This window comes from Streptomyces klenkii (assembly GCF_003626645.1).
GTDB classification, from domain to species: domain Bacteria; phylum Actinomycetota; class Actinomycetes; order Streptomycetales; family Streptomycetaceae; genus Streptomyces; species Streptomyces klenkii.
Window position 1 is genome coordinate 497,356 of sequence record NZ_RBAM01000005.1, and the last position, 22,852, is coordinate 520,207.

Here is a 22,852-nt window from a genome sequence, read left to right on the forward strand (position 1 = left end):
GGCCGCGCACACCTGATCGATACTGGGCGCCCCCGCCCTCCGCAGCTTGCGCGGGCGCCGGAACGGTACGGCCCGGCGATTGCGGGCATTCTCCTGCGGGAACCCGGGAATCCCGGCGCGGCCGGGGGGCGCGTGACGGCCGGTGGTGCAACCATCTGGTCGTGCCCCGTCCCGTACCACCTCCGCGCGCCGCGGCCCGGCGCGGGACGCGCGGCCACCACGATGGTCCGAGGAGAGAGTGACATGACCGAGGTTTGGGGCTCCCCCCGGCCAGGAGCACGTGAGGCCCGGCGCGCGCCGGGCACCCCGTGCTGGACGAGTCTCCTGGCGCACGACCTGGAGTCGATCCAGGACTTCTACGGCGGTCTGTTCGGCTGGGCCTTCTACAGCCCCGGGCCGCGCCAGCTGGGGCCCTACGTCCGCGCCACGGTCGACGGCCGCGACGTGGCCGGCCTCGGGGAGCTCGCGCCGGGCGTACGGCTGCCGACCGCGTGGGCCACGTACCTCGCCGGCGACGACGCGGACGAGGCCGCGGAGTGGATCCGCTGCCTCGGCGGCACGGTCGGGGTGGGCCCGCTGGCCGCGGAGGACGCGGGGCGGCTGGTGCTCGCCAGCGACCCGGCGGGCGCGCCGTTCGGCATCTGGCAGGGCCAGAAGCTGACCGGCACGCAGCTGACGGGCGTGCCGGGCACGCCCGCTTGGCACGAGCTGGTGACCCGCAGGGCGTCCGCCGTCGTCGGCTTCTACCGGGCCCTGTTCGGCTACGACGTCAAGCCGGCGGACGCGGAGACCAGCGACTACCTGACGCTCCAGCTCGGCGACAAGCCGGTCGCGGCGATCCGCGGGGCCGGGACGGCGCTGCGGAGCCCGCACTGGATGACGTACTTCGAGGTCGCGGACACCGACGCCGCGGCGCTGCGCGTGGAGGAGCTGGGGGGCCGGGTGCTGCGGCCGCCGCACGAGGGGCCGGCCGGCCGGGTGGCCACGGTCGCCGACCCCGAGGGGGCCGTCTTTACTCTGCTGCGGACAGTCCGCTGACCGGGTCCCCGGCGGAGTCGGGGTCCACGGGCAGCACGTCGGGCGAGAGCGCCGCGGCGCGGGCCGCGGCGGCCGTCAGCCTGCGGCGGTGGTGGCGCCGGCACAGCACTTCGTAACCGACCACGGTCTCGGGCTGGTTGACGTCGCCGACGACGACCTGCGCGCCCTCGACGACCATCTGCCCGCCCACCGTACGGGCGTTGTGCGTGGCGCGCGCGCCGCACCAGCACAGCGCCTCGACCTGGAGCACCTCGATGCGGTCGGCGAGTTCGACCAGGCGCCGGGAGCCGGGGAAGAGCCTGGTGCGGAAGTCGGTGGTGATGCCGAAGGCGAAGACGTCGAGCTCGAGGTCGTCGACGATCCGGGCGAGCTGGTCGACCTGATCGGGGTCGAGGAACTGCGCCTCGTCGGCTATGACGTAGTCGGCGCGGCGGCCCGCGGAGAGGTGGGCGACGATGTGCGCGTAGAAGTCGAACCCCTCGCCCGCCTCGACGGAGTCGGTGACCAGGCCGAGCCGCGAGGAGAGCTTGCCCGCGCCGGCGCGGTCGTTGCGGGTGTAGATCATCCCTTGCAGTCCGCGGGCCGAGCGGTTGTGCTCGATCTGCAGAGCGAGGGTGCTCTTTCCGCAGTCCATCGTTCCGGAGAAGAACACCAGCTCGGGCATGGGGAAGCCAATGCCTTTCATAGGTCGGGGCGTTGTGGGGGGCGTCGGGTGAGCGTACGTACGGATCGGGGTCGTACGGGGTTACGGGTCAGGGCCGCACTTCGAGGAGCGGCACGAGCTGCTCCACGGGCGTCATGGAGCCGTGCAGCCCCACCATCGCGGATTCGTTCGGCTCGGTCTCGGTGGCGACGATCGCGATGTCGTCGCGGGCGGCGGCGACCACGTCACCGATCCGGCCGTAGACGCGGTCGTCGACGCCGTCGCCGGGCCGGCCGAACCAGCCCGCCTCGATGGCCTCGTCGCGGCTCGCGATCCACATCTGCTCGCCCAGGACCTCCCGCCACACGGCGAGGACGTCGGCGGCGGCGCCGGGCACGGCGTAGACGTGGCGGGCGCGTGCCTCGCCGCCGAGCAGGGCGACGCCCGCGCGGAGCTCCCAGTCCTCGTCGAAGTCGATGCGCGACTCCGGGTCGAACGGGATGTCGATCATGCCGTGGTCGGCGGTGACGTACAGGGCGGAGCGGGGCGGCAGCTGCTCGGCGAGGCGCTGGGCGAGGCGGTCGACGTACATCAACTGGCCGCGCCACTCGTCGGAGTCGACGCCGAAGCGGTGCCCCTTGCCGTCGACGTCGCTGTAGTACGTGTAGACGAGCGAGCGGTCCGCGGCGCCGAGCCGGTCGGCGGCGAAGTCCATCCGCTCCTCGCCGGAGAGCCGGCCGTGGAACGTGCCGCCGCTCAGCGCGATCTTCGTCAGCGGGGTGTGCTGGAAGTCCGGGGCGGAGACCTGGCAGGTGTGCACGCCGGCCGCGTCCGCGAGCTGGAAGACCGTCGGGTACGGCTGCCAGGCGTGCGGGTCGGTCCAGGGGCGCCAGCGCAGCTGGTTCATCAGCTGCCCCGTGGCCGGGTCGGCCACCGTGTAGCCGGGCAGGCCGTGGGCGCCCGGCGGCAGGCCCGTGCCGACCGAGGCGAGGGAGGTCGCCGTGGTCGACGGGAAGCCCGCGGTCAGCGGGGCGGAACCGGTCGTCAGCGAGTGCAGGAACGGCGCCTCGGCGGGATGGGCGCGCAGCAGCTCCCAGCCGAGGCCGTCGATCAGGAACACGCACACGCGGTCGGCCGGGGTGAGCTCCAGGCCCGTGGAGAAGCCGGGGACCCCCATGCCTGCCGCGACGGCGGGCAGCAGATCGGCCAGCGAGCCCGTGCCGTAGCGGGGCAGCGGGGCCGTGCGGGGGTCGAGCGGGGCGGGCTCGTGCCAGGCGGAGCCCGCCGTCATCGCGTAGGACATCAGCGGGTGGTCGGCGCGGTCGCCGCAGTGGCTTCGGAGAGCGCCTGGGCGAAGGCCAGGGTCTGGCGGACGGTGTCCGGGCCGTCGCCGGCCTCGCTGACGCGCAGGCTCAGGTCGTCGGCCGTGGAGGAGCCGGTGTAGCCGTGGTCGGCGTCGCAGTTGGGGTCGCCGCAGGCCGCGGGCTCCAGGTCGATCCGGGACACCGCGCCCCAGCCGATGTTCAGCACGACCTCGCGGGGCAGGGTGCCCGGCGTGTACGACTCGGGGTTGGCGACGACGCGGCTCAGCACGACCGAGGAGATCCGCTCCAGCTTCACGGACTCCGTGGAGGTGGTGGCGTACGGGGACGGGGACGTGCCGTCGGCGGCCTGCTCGTCGGTGTGGCTGACGATGAAGCGGGTGCCGGTGAGGACGAGGACCGTGACGTGGCGGCGGACCTCGTTGGAGTCGAACGTCGTCTCCTGGTGCACCAGGTACGACACGACCGGCTCCCCGCCCACTGCGGCCTCCACCGCCTCGGCCACGAGGGCCGGGTAGTAGCCGCTGCGCTCGATCGCCGCGCGCAGCCCTTGGGTCGTCGTACCGGTCTTCGCCATAAGCCCATCCTAAGGGGCCCACGGGCCCCAGCCGCCCGATGCGCCCGCGCCGCCGCCACCCGGCCCGCCCCAATGGGACAGGCATCACACGGAGCCCTCCCTTCCGCCGTCCGCAGTACGAATCCGGCCCCGCCTCTCACTCCCGCCGCCGCGGCGAGCACCCCCCACGAAGCGGACCGGCGGTGCCGAACCGGCCGTACCAGCGGCGGGACGGCACCGCCGGAAGGCAACATCGTGGCTCAGCACCGCTGCGGCGGGCATGGGGTTGCCCGGCAGGGCCCGGAGGCAGGACCGGCGGTGCCCGACCGGCCGCACCGGAGGTGGGCCCGCCGCCGCGGCGAACAACCCCCACCGTGGTGGTCGGCGGTGCCCGCCCCCGCCTCAGGCCGCACGGCCCGGTGCGACCCGGTGGGCTGTTGCCGTCAGATCACCGGGAGGCTGCGAGGGCCCAGGTCCGTGCGGGCCGGGGCCGGGGAGAGGCGGATCGTGGCGCCGAGGACGTGGACGCCCCGGGGCGCGACGATCACCGGTTCCAGGTCGGCTCCGACGACCTCCGGGTGGTCGTCGACGAGCCGGGAGACCCGTAGCAGCAGCTCCTCCAGCGCCCGCGTGTCCACCGGCGCCGCACCGCGCCAGCCGAACAGCAGCGGCGCGGTGCGGATCGAGCGGATCTGCTCGGCGGCGTCCCGGTCGGTCACGGGGACGAGCCGGTGCGCGGTGTCGCCGAGCAGCAGCGACGGCGCCCCGGCCAGCCCGAAGGACAGGACCGCGCCCGCCGCCGGGTCGATCGCCGCCCGCACCACCGTGTCGACGCCGCGCGGCGCCATGGACTGGACGACGAGCCGGGTCTCCTCGGGCTTGCCGAGGAGCTCGGTCAATTCGGCGTACGCGCGGCGCAGTTCCGCCTCGCCGCCGAGGTCGAGCCGGACGCCCCCGAGGTCGGCGCGGTGGCGCAGGTGCGGGGCCGTGGGCTTGAGGGTGACGGGGAAGCCGAGCCGCCCGGCCGCCCGCACCGCGCTGTCGGGGTCGGGCGCCGGCAGGGCGGGCAGCACGGCGATCCCGTACCGGGCGAGGAGCCGCTGCGTGTCGGGCGCGGAGAGGGTGACCGCACGGGGCCCCTCGGGCGGCGGTGCGAGGACGGCGCCGTGGGCCTCCAGGAGCACCTCGATGTCCGCGGCGGCGCCCGCCTCGTCGATGTCGTCGTACTCCGGCACCCGCCCCGGCTCGGCGGCCAGCCGCCGCCAGCGTGCGTAACGCGCGGCCTCGGCGAGGGCCCGTACGGCCCGCTCGGCGGCGGGGTAGGCGGGGATCCGTACGGCCGCGCCCCCGCCGCCCGCGGCGTCAGGCGCCGGCGGCTCGGCGAGGGCTTCCGCGAGCCCGGGGATCTCCAGGTGCACGACGGTGACCGGCTTCGCGGCGGGCGAAGCGGCGACCGCCTCCCGCAGCGCCCCGGCGAGGTCGGCCGCGGAGGCGTCCCCGACCCACGGGATGGCGGTGACGACGACGGCGTCGCACTCCTCGTCCGCCAGGGCCCCGGCCAGCGCCCGGCGGAAGTCGGCGGGCCGGGCGCCGGTGGTCAGGTCGTAGGGCGGCTGGGGCCGCAGCCCGTCCGTGAGGCAGGCGTCGTAGGTGAGCAGGGCGAGGGACTCGGAGTTGCCGAGGATGGCGACGCGCGGGCCCGCGGGCAGCGGCTGGGAGGCGAGGAGCAGCCCGGTGTCGGCGAGCTCGGTGACCGTGTCGACGCGGATGACGCCGGCCTGCCGGAGCAGGTCGGAGACGGTGGCGTCGGGGATCCGGGTGGTGGGCACGGCGTGCCCGGTGGGCGCGGCGCCGCCGTGCCGGGCGCCCTTGACGACGACGACCGGCTTGCGGGCGGCGGTGCGCCGGGCGAGCCGCGTGAACTTGCGGGGGTTGCCGATGGACTCCAGGTACATGAGCACGAGGTCGGTGTCGGGGTCGTCGTGCCAGTACTGCAAGAAGTCGTTGCCGGAGACGTCCGCGCGGTTGCCGGCGGAGACGAAGGTGGAGATGCCGACGAGCCCGGCGGCGCGGCGGTGCAGCCCGGAGAGCAGGGCGATGCCGATGGCCCCGGACTGGCTGAAGAGCCCTATGCGCCCGGCGGCGGGCAGCTCGGGCGACAGGGAGGCGTTCAGGCGGACGCCGGCGGCGGTGTTGATGAGACCGAAGGCGTTGGGCCCGATGATGCGCATCCCGTACGAGCGGGCCTGGCGCACCAGCTCGCGCTGCCGGTGGCGCCCGTCGGCGCCGCTCTCGCCGTACCCCGCGGAGAGGACGACGAGCCCCTGGACGCCGTGCTCGCCGCACTCGGCGACGACGGAGGGCACCTGCCCGGCGGGCACGGCGACGACGGCGAGGTCGACGGGCCCGTCGATGCCGAGGACGGAGCGGTGGGCGGGCACGCCCTCGGGTTCGAGCCGGGTGACGTCCTCGGGGAAGGCGTGGTTGACGGCGTGCACCCGCCCGGTGAAGCCGCCGGCGAGCAGATTGCGCAGGACGGTGCGCCCCATGCCGCCGGGCGCCCGGCCGGTGCCGATGACGGCGACGGAGCCGGGCGCGATCAGCCGCTGGACCGAGCGGGCCTCGGCGCGCTGCTCGCGGGCCCGCTGGACGGCCAGCGAGCGGTCGGTGGGCTCCAGGTCCAGCTGGAGGCGGACGACGCCGTCCTCGAAGCTGCGTTTCTGGGTGTAGCCCGCGTCCGTGAACACCTTGATCATCTTGGTGTTGGCGGGCAGCACCTCCGCGGTGAAGCGCCGGATGCCGCGCTCCCGGGCGACGGCCGCGATGTGCTCCAGGAGGGCGGAGGCGACTCCGCGGCCCTGGTGGGCGTCCTGGACGAGGAAGGCGACCTCGGCCTCGTCGGCGGGCCCGGACGCCGGCATGCCGCGGCCGTCGATGCGGTCGTAGCGGACGGTGGCGATGAACTCGCCGCCGACGGTGGCGGCGAGGCCGACCCGGTCCACGTAGTCGTGATGGGTGAAGCGGTGCACGTCCCGGTCGGAGAGGCGGGGGTAGGGGGCGAAGAAGCGGTAGTACTTCGACTCGTCCGAGACCTGCTCGTAGAAGCTCACGAGCCGCTGCGCGTCGTCCGGCGCGATGGGGCGCAGATGGGCGGTGCCGCCGTCGCGCAGCACGACGTCGGCTTCCCAGTGGGCGGGGTAGGCGTGCTCGTGCCCGGACTGCGCCGGCGTCGTCTGCATGGGGCCAGCGTAAGGCCGGGCGCTGACAGCCGGAGCGCTGCTGCGGAGCACTCCGGGCACCGTGAGACACTGGTCTAGACAACCCCTACGACTTGAAGGGCAACACCATGGCTGAGCGCCGCGTCAACGTCGGCTGGGCCGAGGGCCTGCACGCCCGTCCCGCGTCGATCTTCGTCCGTGCGGCGACCGCCGCCGGCGTCCCCATGACGATCGCCAAGGCCGACGGTTCCCCCGTCAACGCCGGCTCCATGCTGGCCGTGCTGGGCCTGGGCGCCCAGGGTGGCGAGGAGATCGTCCTGGCGAGCGACGCCGAGGGTGCCGAGGCTGCTCTGGACCGCCTGGCGAAGCTGGTCGCCGAGGGCCTTGAGGAGCTCCCGGAGACCGTCTGATTCGACGGAATCGCACGCGGCGGGGCCGCGGCGGCCGATGGAGGCCGCCGCGGCCCCGTTGTCGTTCCTGAGCGAAATCCATGGCATTCCCGCCGTGACGGCAGGGCATTCCATAGGCGCGAGTTCAGCCGGCAAGTATTTCCTTCGGTAACTCGCGGACGCTAATGCGCGCACGCGCTTCAAGAACCGGCGATCACCGTTCTCACACCGGGCGCCGCATTCCCCTTCCGCGCCGCCGGCACTGCGCGCCGCAGCCGGAATTCCCCCGGCACCCGGTCCGCGCGGGCCGCGGCGATCGCCCGGGCCCGCTCGGCGTCGCCGCGGGCCACGGCGTCCACGAGGGCGCCGAGCAGCTCCCACGTGTCGACGGGCCGCACCGGCGGCTCCGCCGCGTACACCCAGGCGATCTTCAGCCGCAGCTGGGTGAGCAGCCCCGCGATGCTGGGGCTGCCGGACGCCTGGGCGAGCGTCTCGTCGAACCAGTCGCCCAGCGGCCGCAGCTCGCCCGTACGGCCGCCCCGGGCCCGCTCCTGGCCCAGCCTGACCAGCCCGCGCAACACCTTCAGGTGCGCCTCCGTGCGGCGCTGCGCGGCGCGCGCGGCGCCCAGCGGCTCCAGCAGGGCGCGCACTTCCAGCAGATCCGCGGCCTCCTGCTCCGTGGGCTCGGCGACGCACGCGCCGGCGTGCCGCCGGGTGGTCACGAACCCCTCCGAGGCGAGGGTGCGCAGCGCCTCGCGCACGGGCACGCGGGAGACGCCGTAGCGGCGCGCGAGGACTTCCTCGGTGAGCCGGCTGCCGGGCGGAAACGTGCCGGAAACAATGTCGTCACGAATCGCCGTGCACACGGCATGCGCGGAAATCCGGCGGCTCTCCTGAGCCGCTGTCCCCTCACCGTTCACGTACGGCCCCGCATGGGTGGACCTCCGGATAACCCCCGCGAAACGCGGCCGATTGACGTTTGTTCAGCGACTCTATTGCAGCGGCCCGCGATTTCCGACGGCGCACGGGAAGTCATCGATATGTTTTGGCCAACACGGGGGCGGGGGCGGGGCGGTCCGGGCACGGCGAAGGCCCCGGCCGGTGGGCCGGGGCCTTCGTCAGGCGATGGGGCGCGCGGGGCGCCGCCGGGCGCGGTGCGTCAGAGGGAGACGCCGTGCTCGGAGAGGTACGCGACGGGGTCGATGTCGGTGCCGTAGACGGCGCCCGTGCGGGCCTCGAAGTGCAGGTGCGGGCCGGTGACGTTGCCCGTGGCGCCGGAGAGGCCGATCTGCTGGCCGGCGGTGACGCTCTGGCCGACGGAGACGTCGATGGACGACAGGTGGCCGTACTGCGTGTACGTGCCGTCGTTGTGCTTGATGACGACGTTGTTGCCGTACGCGCCGCCCCAGCCCGCCTCGACGATGGTGCCGGCGCCCACGGCCTGGACCGACGTGCCGGTCTCGGCGTGGAAGTCGACGCCGGTGTGGCTGCCGGAGGACCACAGGCCGCTGGAGGCCTTGTAGGACGTGGAGACGTACGAGCCGGCGATCGGCGAGACGAAGGTGTTGAGGCGCTTGCGCTCCTGCTCGCGGGCGACGCGCTCCTGCTCCTTGCGCTCGGCCTCGGCCTTGCGCTTGGCCTCGTCGTCGGCCTTCTTGACGTCGGCGGCCTGCTGCTTGGCGGCGGTCTCGGCGTCGTGGACGGCCGTGGACTCGGCGGCGGCGCTGCTCTGGACCTGAGCCTGCTCGCCGATGCGGCCGGCGGTGTCCTCGCCGATGACGACGGCCTGGGTCAGGCCCGTGTCCTCGGTGGAACGGTGGACGTCGTCGGTGGTGGCGGCCAGCGCCGGGGCGGCGAAGCCCGCGACGACACCGGTGGCGGCGAGGGTGGCTATGCCCGCCGCGTTCGCGCTGACGCGAACGGCGCGGCTCGGCTTGCGGTGTTTCCCGGTGGCACGAGTGAACGCCATGGGTGAGGCTGGTCCTTTCCTTCCCTCTCGCCTACCGGGTTAGCTGACGGGTTCGGAGCAGGAAGGTCTCCTACGGATCCCTCCGGAAAGGGGTCCGATTCACCCCAGGGACACTTGGGTCCCCGGCTCCCCTGGCTCGCGCCGTACGGGGACTCGGCGATGCCTGCCCGGGCCGCGGATGCGACGCACATCTGACGGACAGACGCTTTGACGCTAGACGCCGTCACTTTCGATCGGCAAACAGAAGCCCCATTTTGTGGCCCACGCCACAGTGCAGACGTGCAACCACTCCGCTAAACCGGACATTTGGCAGGCACGCGCGCCTGCCGGGCGCGCGTGCCTGCCGGTTGACGGCGGGTCGGCGGGGCGGCCCGCCGCCGGGGGTCAGCCCGTGATCACGGTCACGTCGCCGATGCCGAGGGCCCGGACGGGCTCCTCGATCTGCGCGGCGTCACCGACGAGCACCGTGACCAGCCGGTCGACCGGGAAGGCGTTGACGACGGCGGCCGTGGCCTCCACCGTGCCCGTCGCCGCGAGGCGCTCGTACAGCCGCGCCTGGAAGTCGTCCGGGAGGTGCTGCTCGACCTGGTCGGCCAGCGTCCCGGCGACGGCCGCCGCCGTCTCGTACTTGAGCGGGGCGACGCCGACGAGGTTCTGCACGGCGGAGTCGCGCTCCTCGTCCTTGAGCCCACCGGCGGCGAGGGTGCGCAGCACCGTCCACAGGTCCTCCAGCGCGGGGCCGGTGGAGGCGGTGTCCACCGAGCCGCTGATGGCCAGCATGGCCGCGCCGGTGCCCTCCGGGGAGGACAGCAGCACCTGGCCGAAGGCCCGGACGCCGTAGGTGTAGCCCTTCTCCTCGCGCAGGACGCGGTCCAGGCGGGAGGTGAGGGTGCCGCCGAGGCAGTACGTGCCGACGGACTGGGCGGGCCACACCGCGTCGTGCCGGTCGGCGCCGACGCGGCCGATGAGGAGCTGCGTCTGGACCGCGCCGGGGCGGTCCACGATGACGACGCGGCCGGTGTCGTCGGCGCTGACCGGCGGGAGCGGGTGCGGCTCGGCCGGGGAGCCCGTCCAGGCGCCGAGCGAGTCGGCGAGGGCCGCGTCGAGGTCGATGCCGGTGAAGTCGCCGACGACCACGGCGGTCGTGGTGGCGGGCCGGACGTGGGCCTCGTAGAAGGCGCGCACGGAGGCGGCGTCGATGCGGGCGACGGTCTCCTCGGTGCCCTGGCGGGGGCGGGACATCCGCGAGCCGGCCGGGAAGAGCTCCTTGGAGAGCGCCATGGCGGCCCGGCGGGAGGGGTTGGCCAGCTCGTGCGGGATCTCGTCCAGGCGGTTGCCCACCAGGCGCTCGACCTCGTTGTCCGGGAAGGCCGGGGCGCGCAGGGCGTCGGCGACGAGGCCGAGCGCCTTGGCGAGCCGGGAGGCCGGGACCTCCAGGGAGAGGCGCACGCCGGGGTGGTCGGCGTGGGCGTCGAGGGTGGCGCCGCAGCGCTCCAGCTCGGCGGTGAACTCCTCGGCGGTGTGCTTGTCGGTGCCCTCGGACAGGGCGCGCGCCATGATGGTGGCGACGCCGTCGAGGTCCTTGGGCTCGGCGTCCAGGGGAGCCACCACGTTGATGTCCACGGCGACGACCTGCTGGCCGGGGCGGTGGCAGCGCAGCACCGTCAGGCCGTTGGGGAGCGTGCCGCGCTCGGGCGCGGGGAAGGCCCAGGGGGCCGCGGGCCCGGCCTGGGGTCGCGGGTGGAAGTCCATGGAGGGCTGTGCGGGGTCAGCGGCCACGGCGTCGCTCACTTGGCCGTCTCCTCTTCTGCTTCGGCGGTCTCGTCGGCGGCGGGGGTGGTGGGCTCGTACACCAGCACGGCGCGGTTGTCGGGGCGCAGGCGGGCCTGGGCGACCTGCTGCACCTCCTGGGGGGTGATGTCCAGGACGCGCTGCACGGCGGTGAGGGCGAGCTGGGGGTCGCCGAACAGCACCGCGAAGCGGCACAGTTCGTCGGCGCGGCCGCTGACGGTCGCGAGCCGGTCCAGCCACTCGCGCTCCAGCTGGGCCTGCGCGCGCTCCATCTCCGCCGGGGTCGGGCCCTCGGCGGCGAAGCGGGCCAGCTCCTCGTCGACGGCGGCCTCGATGTCGGCGACCTCGGCGCCGCCGGAGGCCTTGACGTCCAGCCAGCCCAGCGAGGGGGCGCCGGCGAGGCGCAGCAGGCCGAAGCCGGCGGCGACGGCCGTGCGGTCGTGGCGGACGAGGCGGTTGTGGAGCCGGGAGGACTCGCCGCCGCCGAGGACGGTGACGGCCAGGTCGGCGGCGTCGGCCTCGCGGGAGCCGTCCTGCGGGAGCCGGTAGGCGGCCATCATGGCGCGCGCCGGGACCTCTTCGCGGACGACCTGGCGCAGCTCCTCGCCGATGGTGACGGGGAGGCTGCCGTCGCGCGGGGGCTGCTTGCCGTCGTGCGCGGGGATGGAGCCGAAGTACTTCTCGATCCAGGCGAGCGTCTGCTCGGGGTCGATGTCGCCGACGACCGACAGGACGGCGTTGCCCGGCGCGTAGTACGTGCGGAAGAAGGCGCGGGCGTCCTCCAGGGAGGCCGCGTCCAGGTCGGCCATGGAGCCGATCGGGGTGTGGTGGTACGGGTGGCCGTCGGGGAAGACCATGGCGGTCAGCCGCTCGAAGGCGGTGCCGTAGGGGACGTTGTCGTAGCGCTGGCGGCGCTCGTTCTTGACGACGTCGCGCTGGTTCTCCATCGACTCGTCGTCGAGGGCGGTGAGCAGGGAGCCCATCCGGTCGGCCTCGAGCCACAGGGCCAGCTCCAGCTGGTGGGCCGGCATGGTCTCGAAGTAGTTGGTGCGCTCGAAGCTGGTGGTGCCGTTGAGGGAGCCGCCGGCGCCCTGCACCAGCTCGAAATGGCCGTTCCCCTTGACCTGGGCCGAGCCCTGGAACATAAGGTGCTCGAAGAGGTGGGCGAGGCCTGTGCGGCCCTTGACCTCGTGCCGCGAGCCGACGTCGTACCAGAGGCAGACGGCGGCGACCGGGGTCAGGTGGTCTTCGGAGAGCACCACCCGCAGGCCGTTGGCCAGGCGGTGCTCGGTCGCTGTCAGGCCGCCGGTACCGGCCTGTTGCGTGGCCGTGTGACCCATGGGCATGTACGTCCCTTCGATCGCTTGAAATCTCGCGCCCGTGCGCGACGACTCGTGCGCGATGGCTCGCGTGATGAACAGTGCTGTCACTGTATGCAAGCGCGCTGACATCCGGCGAAGTTCCCGGCGCGGTGCCCCCTTACGGACGGGTCGTGTCCGGTGTTGTCAGTGGCGCGGTCCACAATGGTCCGCGTCAGCACCCTGCCTCGGCAATCGATCGAAGGAGCCGCAGCCGCGATGGCCCGCCGCAGCACGAAGACCCCGCCGCCGGAGAACTTCGAGGAGCGCATCCTCGACATCGACGTCGTCGACGAGATGCAGGGTTCCTTCCTCGAGTACGCCTACTCCGTCATCTACTCCCGGGCCCTGCCCGACGCGCGCGACGGCCTCAAGCCCGTCCACCGCCGCATCCTCTACCAGATGAACGAGATGGGCCTGCGCCCCGACCGCGGCTACGTGAAGTGTGCCCGCGTCGTCGGCGAGGTGATGGGAAAGCTCCACCCGCACGGTGACGCCTCCATCTACGACGCCCTGGTGCGCATGGCGCAGCCGTTCTCCATGCGCGTGCCGCTGGTCGACGGCCACGGCAACTTCGGCTCGCTCGGCAACGACGACCCGCCCGCGGCCATGCGTTACACCGAAGCCCGTATGGCGTCGGCCACGTCCTTGATGACGGAGTCCATCGAAGAGGACACGGTCGATTTCACGCCGAACTACGACGGCAGCGAGCGGGAGCCCGTCGCCCTGCCCGCCGCCTATCCGAACCTGCTGGTCAACGGCTCGTCCGGAATCGCGGTCGGCATGGCGACGAACATGCCGCCGCACAACCTCGGCGAGGTCGTCGCCGCCGCCCGGCACCTGATCAAGCACCCGGGCGCCGATCTCGACACGCTGATGAAGTTCATCCCCGGCCCGGACCTGCCCACGGGCGGCCGGATCGTCGGCCTGAGCGGCGTCCGCGACGCGTACGAGACCGGCCGCGGCACCTTCAAGATCCGCGCCACGGTCGCCGTGGAGAACGTGACGGCCCGCCGCAAGGGCCTGGTGGTCACCGAGCTGCCCTTCGCGGTCGGCCCCGAGAAGGTCATCTCCAAGATCAAGGACCTGGTCGGCTCGAAGAAGCTCCAGGGCATCGCCGACGTCAAGGACCTCACCGACCGCGCCCACGGCCTGCGCCTGGTCATCGAGGTCAAGAACGGCTTCAACCCCGAGGCCGTCCTGGAGCAGCTCTACAAGCTCACGCCGATGGAGGAGTCCTTCGGCATCAACAACGTGGCGCTGGTCGACGGCCAGCCGCTGACCCTGGGCCTCAAGGAGCTCCTGGAGGTCTACGTCGACCACCGCTTCGAGGTGGTGCGGCGGCGCAGCGAGTTCCGGCGCGGCAAGCGGCGCGACCGGCTGCACCTGGTCGAGGGCCTGCTGGTGGCGCTGCTCGACATCGACGAGGTCATCAGGATCATTCGATCGAGTGAGAACGCGGCGCAGGCCAAGGAGGCCCTGATCGCCCGCTTCTCCCTCTCCGAGGTGCAGACGCAGTACATCCTCGACACCCCGCTGCGCCGGCTGACGAAGTTCGACCGCATCGAGCTGGAGGCCGAGCGCGACCGGCTCACCGAGGAGATCGAGAAGCTGACGCGGATCCTGGAGTCCGACACGGAGCTGCGCAGGCTGGTCTCGAACGAACTGGGCGACGTGGCGAAGAAGTTCGGCACCGACCGCCGTACGGTCCTGCTGGAGTCGGCGGGCGCTCCGGCGTCAGCGGTGCCGCTCCAGGTCGCCGACGACCCGTGCCGCGTCCTGATGTCCTCCACCGGCCTGCTGGCCCGTACGGCCACGGGCGAGCCGTTCACGCCGGCCGCGGGCGAGGCCAAGCGCGTCAAGCACGACGTGATCGTCTCGGCGGTGCCGGCGACGGCCCTGGGCGAGGTGGGGGCGGTGACGTCGGCCGGGCGGCTGCTGCGGGTGCGGGTGATCGACCTTCCGCAGCTGCCGGAGACGGCGGCGGCGCCCAGCCTGTCGGGCGGCGCGCCGGTGCCGGAGTTCCTGTCCCTGGAGGACGGTGAGACGGTCGTCTGCCTCACCACGCTGGACGAGTCCTCGCCGGGGCTCGCGATCGGCACGGAGCAGGGCGTCGTCAAGCGCGTGGTCCCGGACTATCCGGCCAACAAGGACGAGCTGGAGGTCATCTCCCTCAAGGAGGGCGACCGGATCGTCGGCGCGGCCGAGCTGCGGACGGGCGAGGAGGATCTGGTCTTCCTCACGGACGACGCCCAGTTGCTGCGCTACCAGGCCTCGCAGGTGCGTCCGCAGGGCCGCCCGGCGGGCGGCATGGCGGGCGTCAAGCTGTCCGCGGGCGCGAAGGTGATCTCGTTCACGGCCATCGACCCGGCGGCCGACGCGGTGGTCTTCACCCGGGCCGGGGCGCGGGGCGGCATGGGCGGTGCCACGGAAGGCACGGCGAAGCTGACGCCGTTCGACCAGTACCCGCGCAAGGGGCGGGCGACGGGCGGGGTGCGCTGCCAGCGCTTCCTCAAGGGCGAGGACTGCCTGGTGATGGCCTGGGCGGGGCCGGCCCCGGCGCGCGCCGCGGATGCCAAGGGCGTCCCGGTGGAGCTGCCGGAGACCGACCCGCGCCGTGACGGCTCGGGCACGCCCCTGGCGAAGCCGGTGAGCGCGCTCGCGGGCCCGGTGTAAGAAGCGGGGGGCGGGGGCGCCCGCGGAGGGCGCCCCCGTCAGGCCTGTGCGTACGTCAGGCCTGTGTGTACGTCACGCCTGCGCGTACGTCAGGCCTGTGCGTGCGTCACGCCTGTGCGTAGCGCAGGACTCCCCACATGGTGTGCTCCTCGGCGAGGGGCTCCCCCGGGGTGACGCGGCAGCGCTCCAGACCGGCCCGCAGCGCCCCGGCGTCGACTCCCCTCCCGATCAGTACGAGCTGGGTGAGCCGTTCCTCGGCGCGGGCCCAGGACGAGGGGTAGAAGCGCAGGAAGTCGCCCACGGCGTGCACGGCGAACTTGTGCTTGTGCCCGGCTATGCCGAAGTACACGAAGCCCTTGATGCGGTAAAGGCCCTCCGGCCGGCTGTCGAGGAACTCCATCAGCCGCCGCGGGTCCACGGGCTCCGCGGAGACGAACTCGATGCTCTCGTAGGCGGCGTGCAGGTGCCCGCTGTGGTCGCAGCCGTCGTGGCAGTCATGGCAGTCGTGGCCGTGGCTGTCGTCCTCGTCGGCGGCGTGCAGGTCCTCGAAGGACAGCTGCCGCACCGCGGCCGTGTCCTCCTCGCGCGGCTTGCGGTCGAAGAGCAGCTCCGGGTCGACGCGCCCGTAGGACGCCGGTACGACGGGCGTGCCGGGGCTGAGCTCCGCCAGTTCGGCGAGGAGGTCCCGGCGGGCCTCGTCGCCGATCCTGTCGGCCTTGTTGAGGACGACGAGGTCGGCGATCGCCACGTGCCGGTCGAGCTCGGGGTGGCGGGCGCGGGTGGCGGCGAACTCCGCCGCGTCGACGACCTCGACGAGCCCTCCGTAGACGATGTCCTTGTTGTCGCTGGCGAGGATCATCCGGATGAGCTCCTGCGGCTCCGCGAGCCCGCTGGCCTCGATGACGATGACGTCGATGCGGGCCGCCGGGCGGGACAGCTTGTCGAGGAAGCCGTCGAGCTCGCTGGTGTCCACGGCGCAGCAAAGGCAGCCGTTGCCGAGCGAGACCATCGAGTCGACCTGCCCGGCGACGCTCATGGCGTCGATCTCGATGCTGCCGAAGTCGTTGACGACCGCCCCGATGCGGGTGCCCCCGCTTCTCCCCAGGAGGTGGTTGAGGAGGGTGGTCTTGCCCGATCCCAGGAATCCTGCGAGCACGATGACCGGGATCTGTCGCTTGGCCACGGGGGGCGCCTCCATCGTCAGTCGAGCGCGGCGGGGACCGGCTGGGGCGGGGTCGGGCCCGTGTACCGGGCCGCCGGGCGGATGATCTTCGAGTCTTCCGCCTGCTCCAGGATATTGGCGCTCCAGCCGACGACGCGGGCCGCGCAGAAGGTGGGGGTGAACATCTCGCGCGGCAGCCCGCACAGCTCCATGACGACGCCGGCGTAGAACTCGACGTTGGTGTGGAGCTCCCGGCCGGGCTTGAGCCGGGCGAGGATCTCCACCACGCGCGCCTCGACCTCGACGGCGAAGTCCACGAGGCCGCCGCCGAACTCCTGGGCGATGCCGCGGAGCATCCGGGAGCGGGGGTCCTCGGTGCGGTAGACGGGGTGCCCGAAGCCCATGATCCGTTCTCCGGCGAGGACGCGGTCGCGGATCCAGTCGTCGATGCGGTCCGGCGTGCCGATGGCGTCGAGGGTGTCCAGGGCCCGGCTGGGGGCACCGCCGTGCAGGGGCCCGGACAGTGCGCCGACCGCGCCGCACAGGCAGGCGGTGAGGTCCGCGCCGGTGGAGGCGATGACGCGGGCGGTGAACGTCGAGGCGTTGAAGCCGTGGTCGATGGTGGAGACGAGGTACTGCTCGACGGCGCGGGCCCGCCGGGCGTCCGGCTCGGCCCCGGTGAGCATGTAGAGGTAGTTGGCGGCGTGGGGCAGGTCGTCGCGCGGCTCGACGGGCTCCAGGCCCTGTCCGAGCCGGTGCAGGGCCGTGAGCAGGGTGGGTACGGCGGCGCAGGCGGCGAGCGCGTCGGCCTCGCGCCGGTCGGCGGTGGTGTCGTAGAGGGGGCGGAGGCCGGCGGAGGCGCCGAGCAGCGACAGCGCGGTGCGGAGCCCCGCGAGCGGACCGGAGCGGGCGCCGGCGCGGGCGATGCCCGGCAGGGCCTCGCGCACGTCCTGCGGCAGGTGGCGCAGGGCGGCGGTCTCGGCGGCGAAGCGGGCGCGCTGCTGCGCGTCCGGCAGGGACCCGCGGAACATCAGGTGCCAGACGTCCTCGAAGGAGCGCGTCTGCGCGAGTTCGACGGCCGAGTACTGGCGGTAGTGGTAGAAGCCCTCCTGTCCGCGGACGTCTCCGAGCGCGGTGTCGGTGACGACGACGCCGGCGAGTCCACGGGGCACGTCGGTGATCGGCATGGCTGCCTCCTCAGCAGGTGATCGATAGCAGGTGATCGATCAAATCTTGATGCGACTGTCCATGCTTGACTCAATACTTGTCAATGTTGATTCCGATCAATGTATGGAGGGGTGGATAGCGTGTACCCCATGGCGGATCACAGAACCGGCGGCGGCGAAGCGCACGCCGGAGTGGAAGACCGGCGGCTGACCACGCGCGAGGTCGCCGAGCGGCTCGGCGTGAAGCCGGAGACGGTCTACGCGTACGTAAGCCGCGGCCAGCTCAGCAGCAGCCGCGGGGCCGGCGGGCGCGGCAGCACCTTCGACGCGCGCGAGGTCGACGCCCTCCTGCGGCGCAACAGGCGCGAGACGGCGTTCGGCGGCGAGACGGCCATCCGTACGGGTGTCACCCTCATCGACAAGGACCGGTACTACTACCGGGGGGTGGACGCCACCGCCCTGGCGGAGCGGTACACGTACGAGGAAGTCGCGGACTGGCTGTGGACGGGCCGGCTGCGGCGCGGCACGCGGTTCGCCGCCCCGCACGACGCGCTGATCGCGGCGCTCCGCGCCGTGGGGTCCCTGCCCGCGCACAGCGGGCCCGCCGACCGGCTGCGGGTGGCCGCGATCGCGGCGGCGGCCGCCGACCCGATGCGCTTCGACCTCTCGCCGCAGGCCGTGCTCGGCACTGCCCGCGGCTTGATCCCCACGCTGGTCGACGCCCTGCCGGCCGCCGGGCCGCTGCCCCGGGAGGACGGCGGCGGGCCGCTCCCCCGCCGGCTGTGGTCACGGCTGACCGCGCAGGCGCCCGACGCGGCGTCACTGCGCGTCCTGGAGGCGGCCCTCGTCCTGCTCATCGACCACGACCTGGCCGTGTCCACGCTCGCGGTGCGGGTGGCCGCCTCCGCCCGCTCCCACCCCTACGCGGTCGTCACGGCCGGCCTCGGCGTCGTGGAGAGCCCGCTGCACGGCGCCGCGAGCGGGCTGGCGCACCGGATGCTGACGGAGGTGCTGGAGCGGGGCAGCGCGGGCGCGGTCGTGGCCGACCACCTGCGCGGCGGGCGCCGCGTGCCCGGCCTCGGCCACCGGCTCTACAAGGGACCCGACCCCCGCGCCACGGCCCTCTTCGCCCGGCTGGAGGCCGTGCCGGCCGCCGCCGACGCCCTCGCGGCGGCCCGGGAGGTCGAGGCGACGACGGCCCGGCACGTACCCCTGCACGCCAACGTGGACCTCGCCCTGGCCGTGCTGTCCGTCTCCGCGCAGATGCCGCCCGAGGCCGGGGAGACCGTCTTCGCGGTGGCCCGTACGGCCGGCTGGATCGCGCACGCCCTGGAGGAGTACGGGGAGCGCCCCATGCGGATGCGGCCCTCGGGCGCCTACTCCGGCCCCACGCCGCCCCAGCCCCTGCCCTGACTTCTGCCCGAGGGACGCTTTCAGGCCACCCCACGGACTTCAGCCGTCCGGCCGTCCCGTCACACGAACAACGGCAACTCAGGTTAGGCTTACCTTCGTGAGTACGTGCGCGACCGCCTCCCGCCAGCTCGCCGAGCCCCTGGCCGGCACCGCCGCCCCCGCGCGGACGTGGCTGCTCATCGAGCAGCCCGGGCCCTGGGGCGCGGACGCGCTGACCACAAGTCACCTCGACCCCGCCGTCGGCCGGGCGCTCGACGCGGCCGCGGAGGGCACGGGCGTCCGCATCGCGCTGATCCGCCGCCCCGGCCGGCACGCCGACTGCCACCAGCCCGGCACCCACCGCGTGTTCGCCGCCCACACCGCCCCGGGCCGCTCCTGGATCCGCACCACCGCGGTCGCCGACCCCGCGGAGCTGACCCGGCTGGACCTCGCCGCACTCGGCGCGGGCGAGCACGGCGGCCTCTGGGAGGCCTACGAGGGCGACCCGCTCGTGTTCGTGTGCACCAACGGCAAGCGCGACCGCTGCTGCGCCCTGCTGGGCCGCCCCCTCGCCGCCGAACTGGCCGCGTCCGGGGCGGAGGCCTGGGAGGTCACCCACATCGGCGGCCACCGCTTCTCCCCGACGCTCTTCGTCCTCCCGTACGGCTACGCGTACGGCCGGGTCACCGCCCACGGCGTCAAGGACGTCCTGGAGGCGGTGCGCGACCGCCGGATCGTCACCGGCGACTGCCGGGGCCGCTCGGCCTGGGAGCGCCCGGCCCAGGCGGCCGAGCTGGCGGTGCGCGAGCTGACCGGCGAGGAGGACGCGGACGCCTTCGACGTGACGCGCACCGAGGGCGCAGCTCCGCACTGGTCGGTCACCGTCGCCCACACCGACGGCCGGGCCTGGCGGGTGGCCGTCGAACAGGGCGCTGCGGAGCCCGCCCGGCCGGAGAGCTGCGGGCGTGCGCCGGGCATGCCCGCACGGATGGACGTCATATCCGTCACTCCCCTCCGTACGGACGTCCCCGCAGAGGCGTTTGCCGGTCCGCGCCCTTCAGGTCCGGGTGCCGTCAGCCGGCCTTCTTGACGAACTCCGTGGTGTAGGTCTTCTGGAGGTCCACCTTGGCGCCCTTGAGTTCGGGGTTGAAGGACTTCAGCACCTCGTGGACCGTCCTGGGCCCGTCCTCCGGCATCACGCCGTCCTTGGTGAACATCGGCAGGGTGTTCTTGATCGCCTGGGTGTAGAGCTCCCTGCCGCCCTTGGCGTAGTCGTCGGGCATCTTGGCCGCGATCTCCTCCGCGGTGTGCTGGGACATCCACGTGAGGGTCTTCACGAAGGCGTTGGCGAGCTTCTGCACCACGTCCTTGTGGTCGTTGACCCATCCGGTGTTCATGTAGAGGCTGGACGCCGGGTAGAGGCCGCCGAGCGCCGCCCGCGCCCCCTCGGGGGTGCGCATGTCGACGAGCACCTTGCCGGCGTCCTTGGCGAGGATCTGCGCGACCGTCGGGTCGGTGGTCATCCCGCCGTCGATGGAGCCCTGCTGGAGCGCGGAGATGAAGGTCTGCCCCGCGCCGACGGCCACCGGCGTGATGTCGCTGACCTTCACCCCGTTCTTCACCGCCAGGTACTTCGTCAGGAAGTCGGTGGAGGAGCCGAGCCCTGTGACGCCGAGCTTCTTCCCCTTGAAGTCCTTGGGCGAGGCCAGTTCGCCCGCGGCCTTCTTCGAGACGACCTCGACCTCCCCCGGCGTCTGGGCGAGCTGGACCACGGACTCCACCTGCTTGCCCTTCGCCTGGAGGTCGAGCGTGTGGTCGTAGAAGCCGACGACGCCCTGGACCTCGCCGGAGACGAGGGCGGTGGTGGCCTGCACGCCCGCGGGCTCGGTGAGCAGGTCGACGGTGACGCCCTCCTCCTGGAAGTAGCCGAGCCGCTGGGTGAGGACCGCCGGCAGGTAGATGACCTTGTCCAGGCCGCCGACCATGATCTTGACGATGTCGCCCTTCGCCGCCTCTAGCGCCGGGTTCGGCTTGTTCGTGGACGACTCGTCGGCACACCCGGCCAGGGTCAGGCACATCACGGCCGCGACGGCGCCCGCGCGGGCTCCGGCGGTCTTGCTGAACGTACGCATCGCTGTTCCTTACGGTCGGTGGTTCGCAGGGGACGAACAGGACGTGCGGGACGTGCGGGGGGTGTGGGAGCGCGGTGGGGGCGTGGTGGGGCGGGAGGCGTGATGGAGCGGGGGTGGCAGCGGGGCCGTCAGTCCCCTGCCCAGCTGCCCGCCCCGGAGCCGCCCGGCTTCCAGCGGAAGAGCCGCTTCTCGGCGAAGGTGAGCAGCCCCTCGGCGAGTAGCGCGACGACGGCGAGGATGACCATGGCGGCGTACACGCCCGCCGTGTTGAAGGTGCCTTGCGATATGGAGACCAGCAGCCCGATCCCCTTCGACGCACCGAGGTATTCGCCGACGATCGCGCCGATGAGCGCGAAGCCGAAGCTCACGTGCAGGCTGGTGAAGATCCAGGATGTCGCCGAGGGGATGACGACTTGCAGCGTCACCCGGCGGTTGCTCGCGCCCAGGATGCGGGCGTTGGCCACCAGGTTGCGGTCGACCTCGCGGGCGCCCTGGAAGGCGTTGAAGAACACGGGGAAGAAGACCAGGACGACCGCGGAGGCGACCTTGGAGGCGGGTCCCAGCCCGAAGATAATCAGGAAGATCGGTACGAGCGCGATCCTCGGCAGGGCGTTGAGGACTTTGATGTACGGACTGAAGACGTCGGCCAGGAAGCGCACCCGGCCGAGCCCGATCCCGAGCACCACGCCGCCCGCCACGCCGAACACCCAGCCGAGCAGGGCCTCGTAGAGCGTGTACCAGATCTGCTCGCCGAGCGAGCCCTGCGACGTTCCGTGGAGCGTCCACTGGACGATCTGGTCCCAGACCTTCGACGGCATCGAGAAGTAGAACGGATCGATGACGCCGTTGCGGGCCATCAGCTCCCACGCCGCCAGCACGACGACGAGCACCAGCACCCGCGCCGCGTACACGGTGAGCCTGCGCCGGCGGGCGGCCTTCGCTCGGGTCAGAGACCGGTGGTTCATGGTCAGGGCGGCGGGGGCGGCGGGGGATTCCACGGACTCAAGCGACACGGGACGCACCCCTCTCGCGCGTGATGCGGACCTCTTCGCCGAGGGAGGACCAGATCTCGCGGTAGATCTCCACGAACTCCGCCTCCAGCCGCACGGCTTCGACCTTGCGCGGCCGCGGCAGCCGTACGGGGAAGACCTGCTTGACGGTCGCCGGCCCGGCGGTCATCACGACGACCTTGTCGGCGAGGGCGATCGCCTCTTCCAGGTCGTGGGTGACGAAGACGACGGAGGCGGCCCGTCCGCCGTGGGAGCCGCCCCACAGCTCCAGCAGCTCGTCCGACATCAGGGCCCGTGTCTGTACGTCGAGCGCCGAGAAGGGCTCGTCCATCAGGAGGATCGCCGGGTCGCACACGAAGGTCTGGGCGAGCGCGACGCGCTTGCGCTGGCCGCCGGAGAGCTGGTGCGGATAGCGGTCGGCGAAGGACGCGAGCCCCACCCGGCCGAGCCAGTCGCGCGCCCGCTCCCGCGCCTCGGCCCTGGGCACGCCGCGGAAGCGCGGCCCGGCCATCACGTTGGACAGCACCGTCCGCCAGGGGAAGACCGCGTCCTGCTGGAAGACGAAGCCGACTTCCGGCCGGATTCCCGTCACCTGCTCGCCGCCGACCAGCACCTCGCCATCGGTGGGCTCCTCCAGGCCGCTGACCAGGGTGAGCGTGGTGGACTTCCCGCAGCCGGTCGGGCCGACGACCGCCACGAACTCGCCCTGCTCCACGGTCAGGTCGAGATCCCGTACGGCGGTGTGCGAGGCGCCCGACGGCGTACGGAACACCTTGCTCGCGCCGCGCAGCTCGATCGCCGGAGCGTGGCCCGGCGGGGTGCCACTGATCATGCTTGCCGCCTCCTCCTGTGCTGGTTTCCGGCCAAGGGGGTGGCCGGTGCTGGAGGCTAGATGTGGCACGTGGCGCACAGACAGCCTTGTGAGCGCTGTGCGGCTTGAGTGCACGAACCCTGTTCTGCTCGTTTTGCGCGCGGTAGAACAACAAAGAGCGACGAAGGCGCCACGGAAGATGACGCCGGCGGCGCGCAC

18 protein-coding genes and 1 riboswitch are annotated in these 22,852 nt (G+C 73.1%); of the genes, 5 read left to right on the top strand and 13 right to left on the bottom strand.

The genetic code is table 11. The annotated features are described in order from the left end of the window. Nucleotides 1-243 precede the first annotated feature (243 nt). Complete coding sequence (locus D7231_RS15260) at nucleotides 244-1,038, top strand: VOC family protein (protein WP_120755949.1); 795 nt, start codon at nucleotides 244-246, stop codon at nucleotides 1,036-1,038. On the opposite strand, the gene D7231_RS15265 is transcribed toward D7231_RS15260, so the two are convergent. The 4 genes from D7231_RS15265 to D7231_RS15280 form a co-directional block, all read right to left on the bottom strand. Further along, complete coding sequence (locus D7231_RS15265; protein WP_120755950.1) at nucleotides 1,013-1,702, bottom strand: thymidine kinase; 690 nt, start codon at nucleotides 1,700-1,702, stop codon at nucleotides 1,013-1,015. The two genes, D7231_RS15260 and D7231_RS15265, sit on opposite strands and share 26 nt — an antisense overlap. Before the next feature lie 88 nt (nucleotides 1,703-1,790). Then, complete coding sequence (locus D7231_RS15270) at nucleotides 1,791-2,984, bottom strand: alkaline phosphatase family protein (protein ID WP_120755951.1); 1,194 nt, start codon at nucleotides 2,982-2,984, stop codon at nucleotides 1,791-1,793. Continuing rightward, the gene (locus D7231_RS15275) at nucleotides 2,984-3,580 is read right to left on the bottom strand and encodes a DUF5998 family protein (RefSeq protein ID WP_120755952.1); all 597 of its coding nucleotides are present in this window, start codon (nucleotides 3,578-3,580) and stop codon (nucleotides 2,984-2,986) included. Before D7231_RS15275 ends, D7231_RS15270 begins: the two co-directional genes overlap by 1 nt. 422 nt (nucleotides 3,581-4,002) lie before the next feature. Next, complete coding sequence (locus D7231_RS15280; protein WP_120755953.1) at nucleotides 4,003-6,798, bottom strand: bifunctional acetate--CoA ligase family protein/GNAT family N-acetyltransferase; 2,796 nt, start codon at nucleotides 6,796-6,798, stop codon at nucleotides 4,003-4,005. Between the two features lie 107 nt (nucleotides 6,799-6,905). On the opposite strand from D7231_RS15280, the gene D7231_RS15285 reads away from it, so the two are divergent. Further along, nucleotides 6,906-7,187 carry an HPr family phosphocarrier protein gene (locus D7231_RS15285; protein WP_120756056.1) on the top strand — a complete coding sequence of 94 codons (282 nt, stop codon included), beginning with the start codon at nucleotides 6,906-6,908 and terminating at the stop codon, nucleotides 7,185-7,187. A gap of 179 nt (nucleotides 7,188-7,366) precedes the next feature. On the opposite strand, the gene D7231_RS15290 is transcribed toward D7231_RS15285, so the two are convergent. The 4 genes from D7231_RS15290 to D7231_RS15305 all read right to left on the bottom strand — a co-directional run bounded on the left by D7231_RS15290 (nucleotide 7,367) and on the right by D7231_RS15305 (nucleotide 12,266). After that, nucleotides 7,367-8,032 (bottom strand): GntR family transcriptional regulator, encoded by a 666-nt coding sequence (locus D7231_RS15290; protein WP_391474697.1) that lies wholly within the window; start codon nucleotides 8,030-8,032, stop codon nucleotides 7,367-7,369. A 293-nt stretch (nucleotides 8,033-8,325) separates the two neighbouring features. Further along, the gene (locus D7231_RS15295) at nucleotides 8,326-9,135 is read right to left on the bottom strand and encodes a M23 family metallopeptidase (protein ID WP_120755955.1); all 810 of its coding nucleotides are present in this window, start codon (nucleotides 9,133-9,135) and stop codon (nucleotides 8,326-8,328) included. 13 nt (nucleotides 9,136-9,148) lie between these two features. Next, nucleotides 9,149-9,304, bottom strand: a riboswitch (cyclic di-AMP (ydaO/yuaA leader). Between the two features lie 215 nt (nucleotides 9,305-9,519). After that, nucleotides 9,520-10,887: a M16 family metallopeptidase gene (locus tag D7231_RS15300; protein ID WP_120756057.1), complete on the bottom strand. Its 1,368-nt coding sequence runs from the start codon at nucleotides 10,885-10,887 to the stop codon at nucleotides 9,520-9,522. Between the two features lie 35 nt (nucleotides 10,888-10,922). Beyond that, on the bottom strand, nucleotides 10,923-12,266 hold the full coding sequence (locus D7231_RS15305) for a M16 family metallopeptidase (RefSeq protein WP_120755956.1): 1,344 nt from the start codon (nucleotides 12,264-12,266) through the stop codon (nucleotides 10,923-10,925). Between the two features lie 237 nt (nucleotides 12,267-12,503). Between D7231_RS15305 and D7231_RS15310 the strand changes: the two genes are divergently transcribed. Further along, nucleotides 12,504-14,960 (top strand): DNA gyrase/topoisomerase IV subunit A, encoded by a 2,457-nt coding sequence (locus tag D7231_RS15310; RefSeq protein ID WP_120755957.1) that lies wholly within the window; start codon nucleotides 12,504-12,506, stop codon nucleotides 14,958-14,960. Between the two features lie 106 nt (nucleotides 14,961-15,066). On the opposite strand, the gene D7231_RS15315 is transcribed toward D7231_RS15310, so the two are convergent. Continuing rightward, nucleotides 15,067-16,143, bottom strand: coding sequence for a CobW family GTP-binding protein (locus tag D7231_RS15315; RefSeq protein ID WP_241999723.1), 1,077 nt, complete (start codon nucleotides 16,141-16,143; stop codon nucleotides 15,067-15,069). Between the two features lie 17 nt (nucleotides 16,144-16,160). Beyond that, nucleotides 16,161-17,309 carry a citrate synthase/methylcitrate synthase gene (locus D7231_RS15320; RefSeq protein WP_120755959.1) on the bottom strand — a complete coding sequence of 383 codons (1,149 nt, stop codon included), beginning with the start codon at nucleotides 17,307-17,309 and terminating at the stop codon, nucleotides 16,161-16,163. A 129-nt stretch (nucleotides 17,310-17,438) separates the two neighbouring features. On the opposite strand from D7231_RS15320, the gene D7231_RS15325 reads away from it, so the two are divergent. Both D7231_RS15325 and D7231_RS15330 read left to right on the top strand, forming a co-directional pair. Further along, on the top strand, nucleotides 17,439-18,701 hold the full coding sequence (locus tag D7231_RS15325; RefSeq protein ID WP_120755960.1) for a citrate synthase: 1,263 nt from the start codon (nucleotides 17,439-17,441) through the stop codon (nucleotides 18,699-18,701). Nucleotides 18,702-18,798: 97 nt separating this feature from the next. After that, nucleotides 18,799-19,770: a sucrase ferredoxin gene (locus D7231_RS15330; RefSeq protein ID WP_120755961.1), complete on the top strand. Its 972-nt coding sequence runs from the start codon at nucleotides 18,799-18,801 to the stop codon at nucleotides 19,768-19,770. Here the strand turns inward: D7231_RS15330 and D7231_RS15335 are convergent. From D7231_RS15335 to D7231_RS15345, 3 genes are all read right to left on the bottom strand, one after another. Beyond that, nucleotides 19,754-20,812: an ABC transporter substrate-binding protein gene (locus D7231_RS15335; protein ID WP_120755962.1), complete on the bottom strand. Its 1,059-nt coding sequence runs from the start codon at nucleotides 20,810-20,812 to the stop codon at nucleotides 19,754-19,756. The genes D7231_RS15330 and D7231_RS15335 overlap by 17 nt on opposite strands. Before the next feature lie 128 nt (nucleotides 20,813-20,940). Next, nucleotides 20,941-21,777 carry an ABC transporter permease gene (locus D7231_RS15340; protein ID WP_120756058.1) on the bottom strand — a complete coding sequence of 279 codons (837 nt, stop codon included), beginning with the start codon at nucleotides 21,775-21,777 and terminating at the stop codon, nucleotides 20,941-20,943. A 37-nt stretch (nucleotides 21,778-21,814) separates the two neighbouring features. Continuing rightward, a complete protein-coding gene (locus tag D7231_RS15345; protein WP_120755963.1) occupies nucleotides 21,815-22,654 on the bottom strand; it encodes an ABC transporter ATP-binding protein in 840 nt (279 codons plus the stop codon). Between the last annotated feature and the right edge of the window lie 198 nt (nucleotides 22,655-22,852).

Excerpts from the sequence above, each read along its gene's own strand:
- D7231_RS15260 (WP_120755949.1), top strand. The coding sequence starts at position 244 with ATGACCGAGGTTTGGGGCTCCCCCCGGCCAGGAGCACGTGAGGCCCGG.
- D7231_RS15265 (WP_120755950.1), bottom strand. The coding sequence starts at position 1,702 with ATGCCCGAGCTGGTGTTCTTCTCCGGAACGATGGACTGCGGAAAGAGC.
- D7231_RS15270 (WP_120755951.1), bottom strand. The coding sequence starts at position 2,984 with ATGTCCTACGCGATGACGGCGGGCTCCGCCTGGCACGAGCCCGCCCCG.
- D7231_RS15275 (WP_120755952.1), bottom strand. The coding sequence starts at position 3,580 with ATGGCGAAGACCGGTACGACGACCCAAGGGCTGCGCGCGGCGATCGAG.
- D7231_RS15280 (WP_120755953.1), bottom strand. The coding sequence starts at position 6,798 with ATGCAGACGACGCCGGCGCAGTCCGGGCACGAGCACGCCTACCCCGCC.
- D7231_RS15285 (WP_120756056.1), top strand. The coding sequence starts at position 6,906 with ATGGCTGAGCGCCGCGTCAACGTCGGCTGGGCCGAGGGCCTGCACGCC.
- D7231_RS15295 (WP_120755955.1), bottom strand. The coding sequence starts at position 9,135 with ATGGCGTTCACTCGTGCCACCGGGAAACACCGCAAGCCGAGCCGCGCC.
- D7231_RS15300 (WP_120756057.1), bottom strand. The coding sequence starts at position 10,887 with ATGGACTTCCACCCGCGACCCCAGGCCGGGCCCGCGGCCCCCTGGGCC.
- D7231_RS15305 (WP_120755956.1), bottom strand. The coding sequence starts at position 12,266 with ATGGGTCACACGGCCACGCAACAGGCCGGTACCGGCGGCCTGACAGCG.
- D7231_RS15310 (WP_120755957.1), top strand. The coding sequence starts at position 12,504 with ATGGCCCGCCGCAGCACGAAGACCCCGCCGCCGGAGAACTTCGAGGAG.
- D7231_RS15320 (WP_120755959.1), bottom strand. The coding sequence starts at position 17,309 with ATGCCGATCACCGACGTGCCCCGTGGACTCGCCGGCGTCGTCGTCACC.
- D7231_RS15325 (WP_120755960.1), top strand. The coding sequence starts at position 17,439 with ATGGCGGATCACAGAACCGGCGGCGGCGAAGCGCACGCCGGAGTGGAA.
- D7231_RS15335 (WP_120755962.1), bottom strand. The coding sequence starts at position 20,812 with ATGCGTACGTTCAGCAAGACCGCCGGAGCCCGCGCGGGCGCCGTCGCG.
- D7231_RS15340 (WP_120756058.1), bottom strand. The coding sequence starts at position 21,777 with ATGAACCACCGGTCTCTGACCCGAGCGAAGGCCGCCCGCCGGCGCAGG.
- D7231_RS15345 (WP_120755963.1), bottom strand. The coding sequence starts at position 22,654 with ATGATCAGTGGCACCCCGCCGGGCCACGCTCCGGCGATCGAGCTGCGC.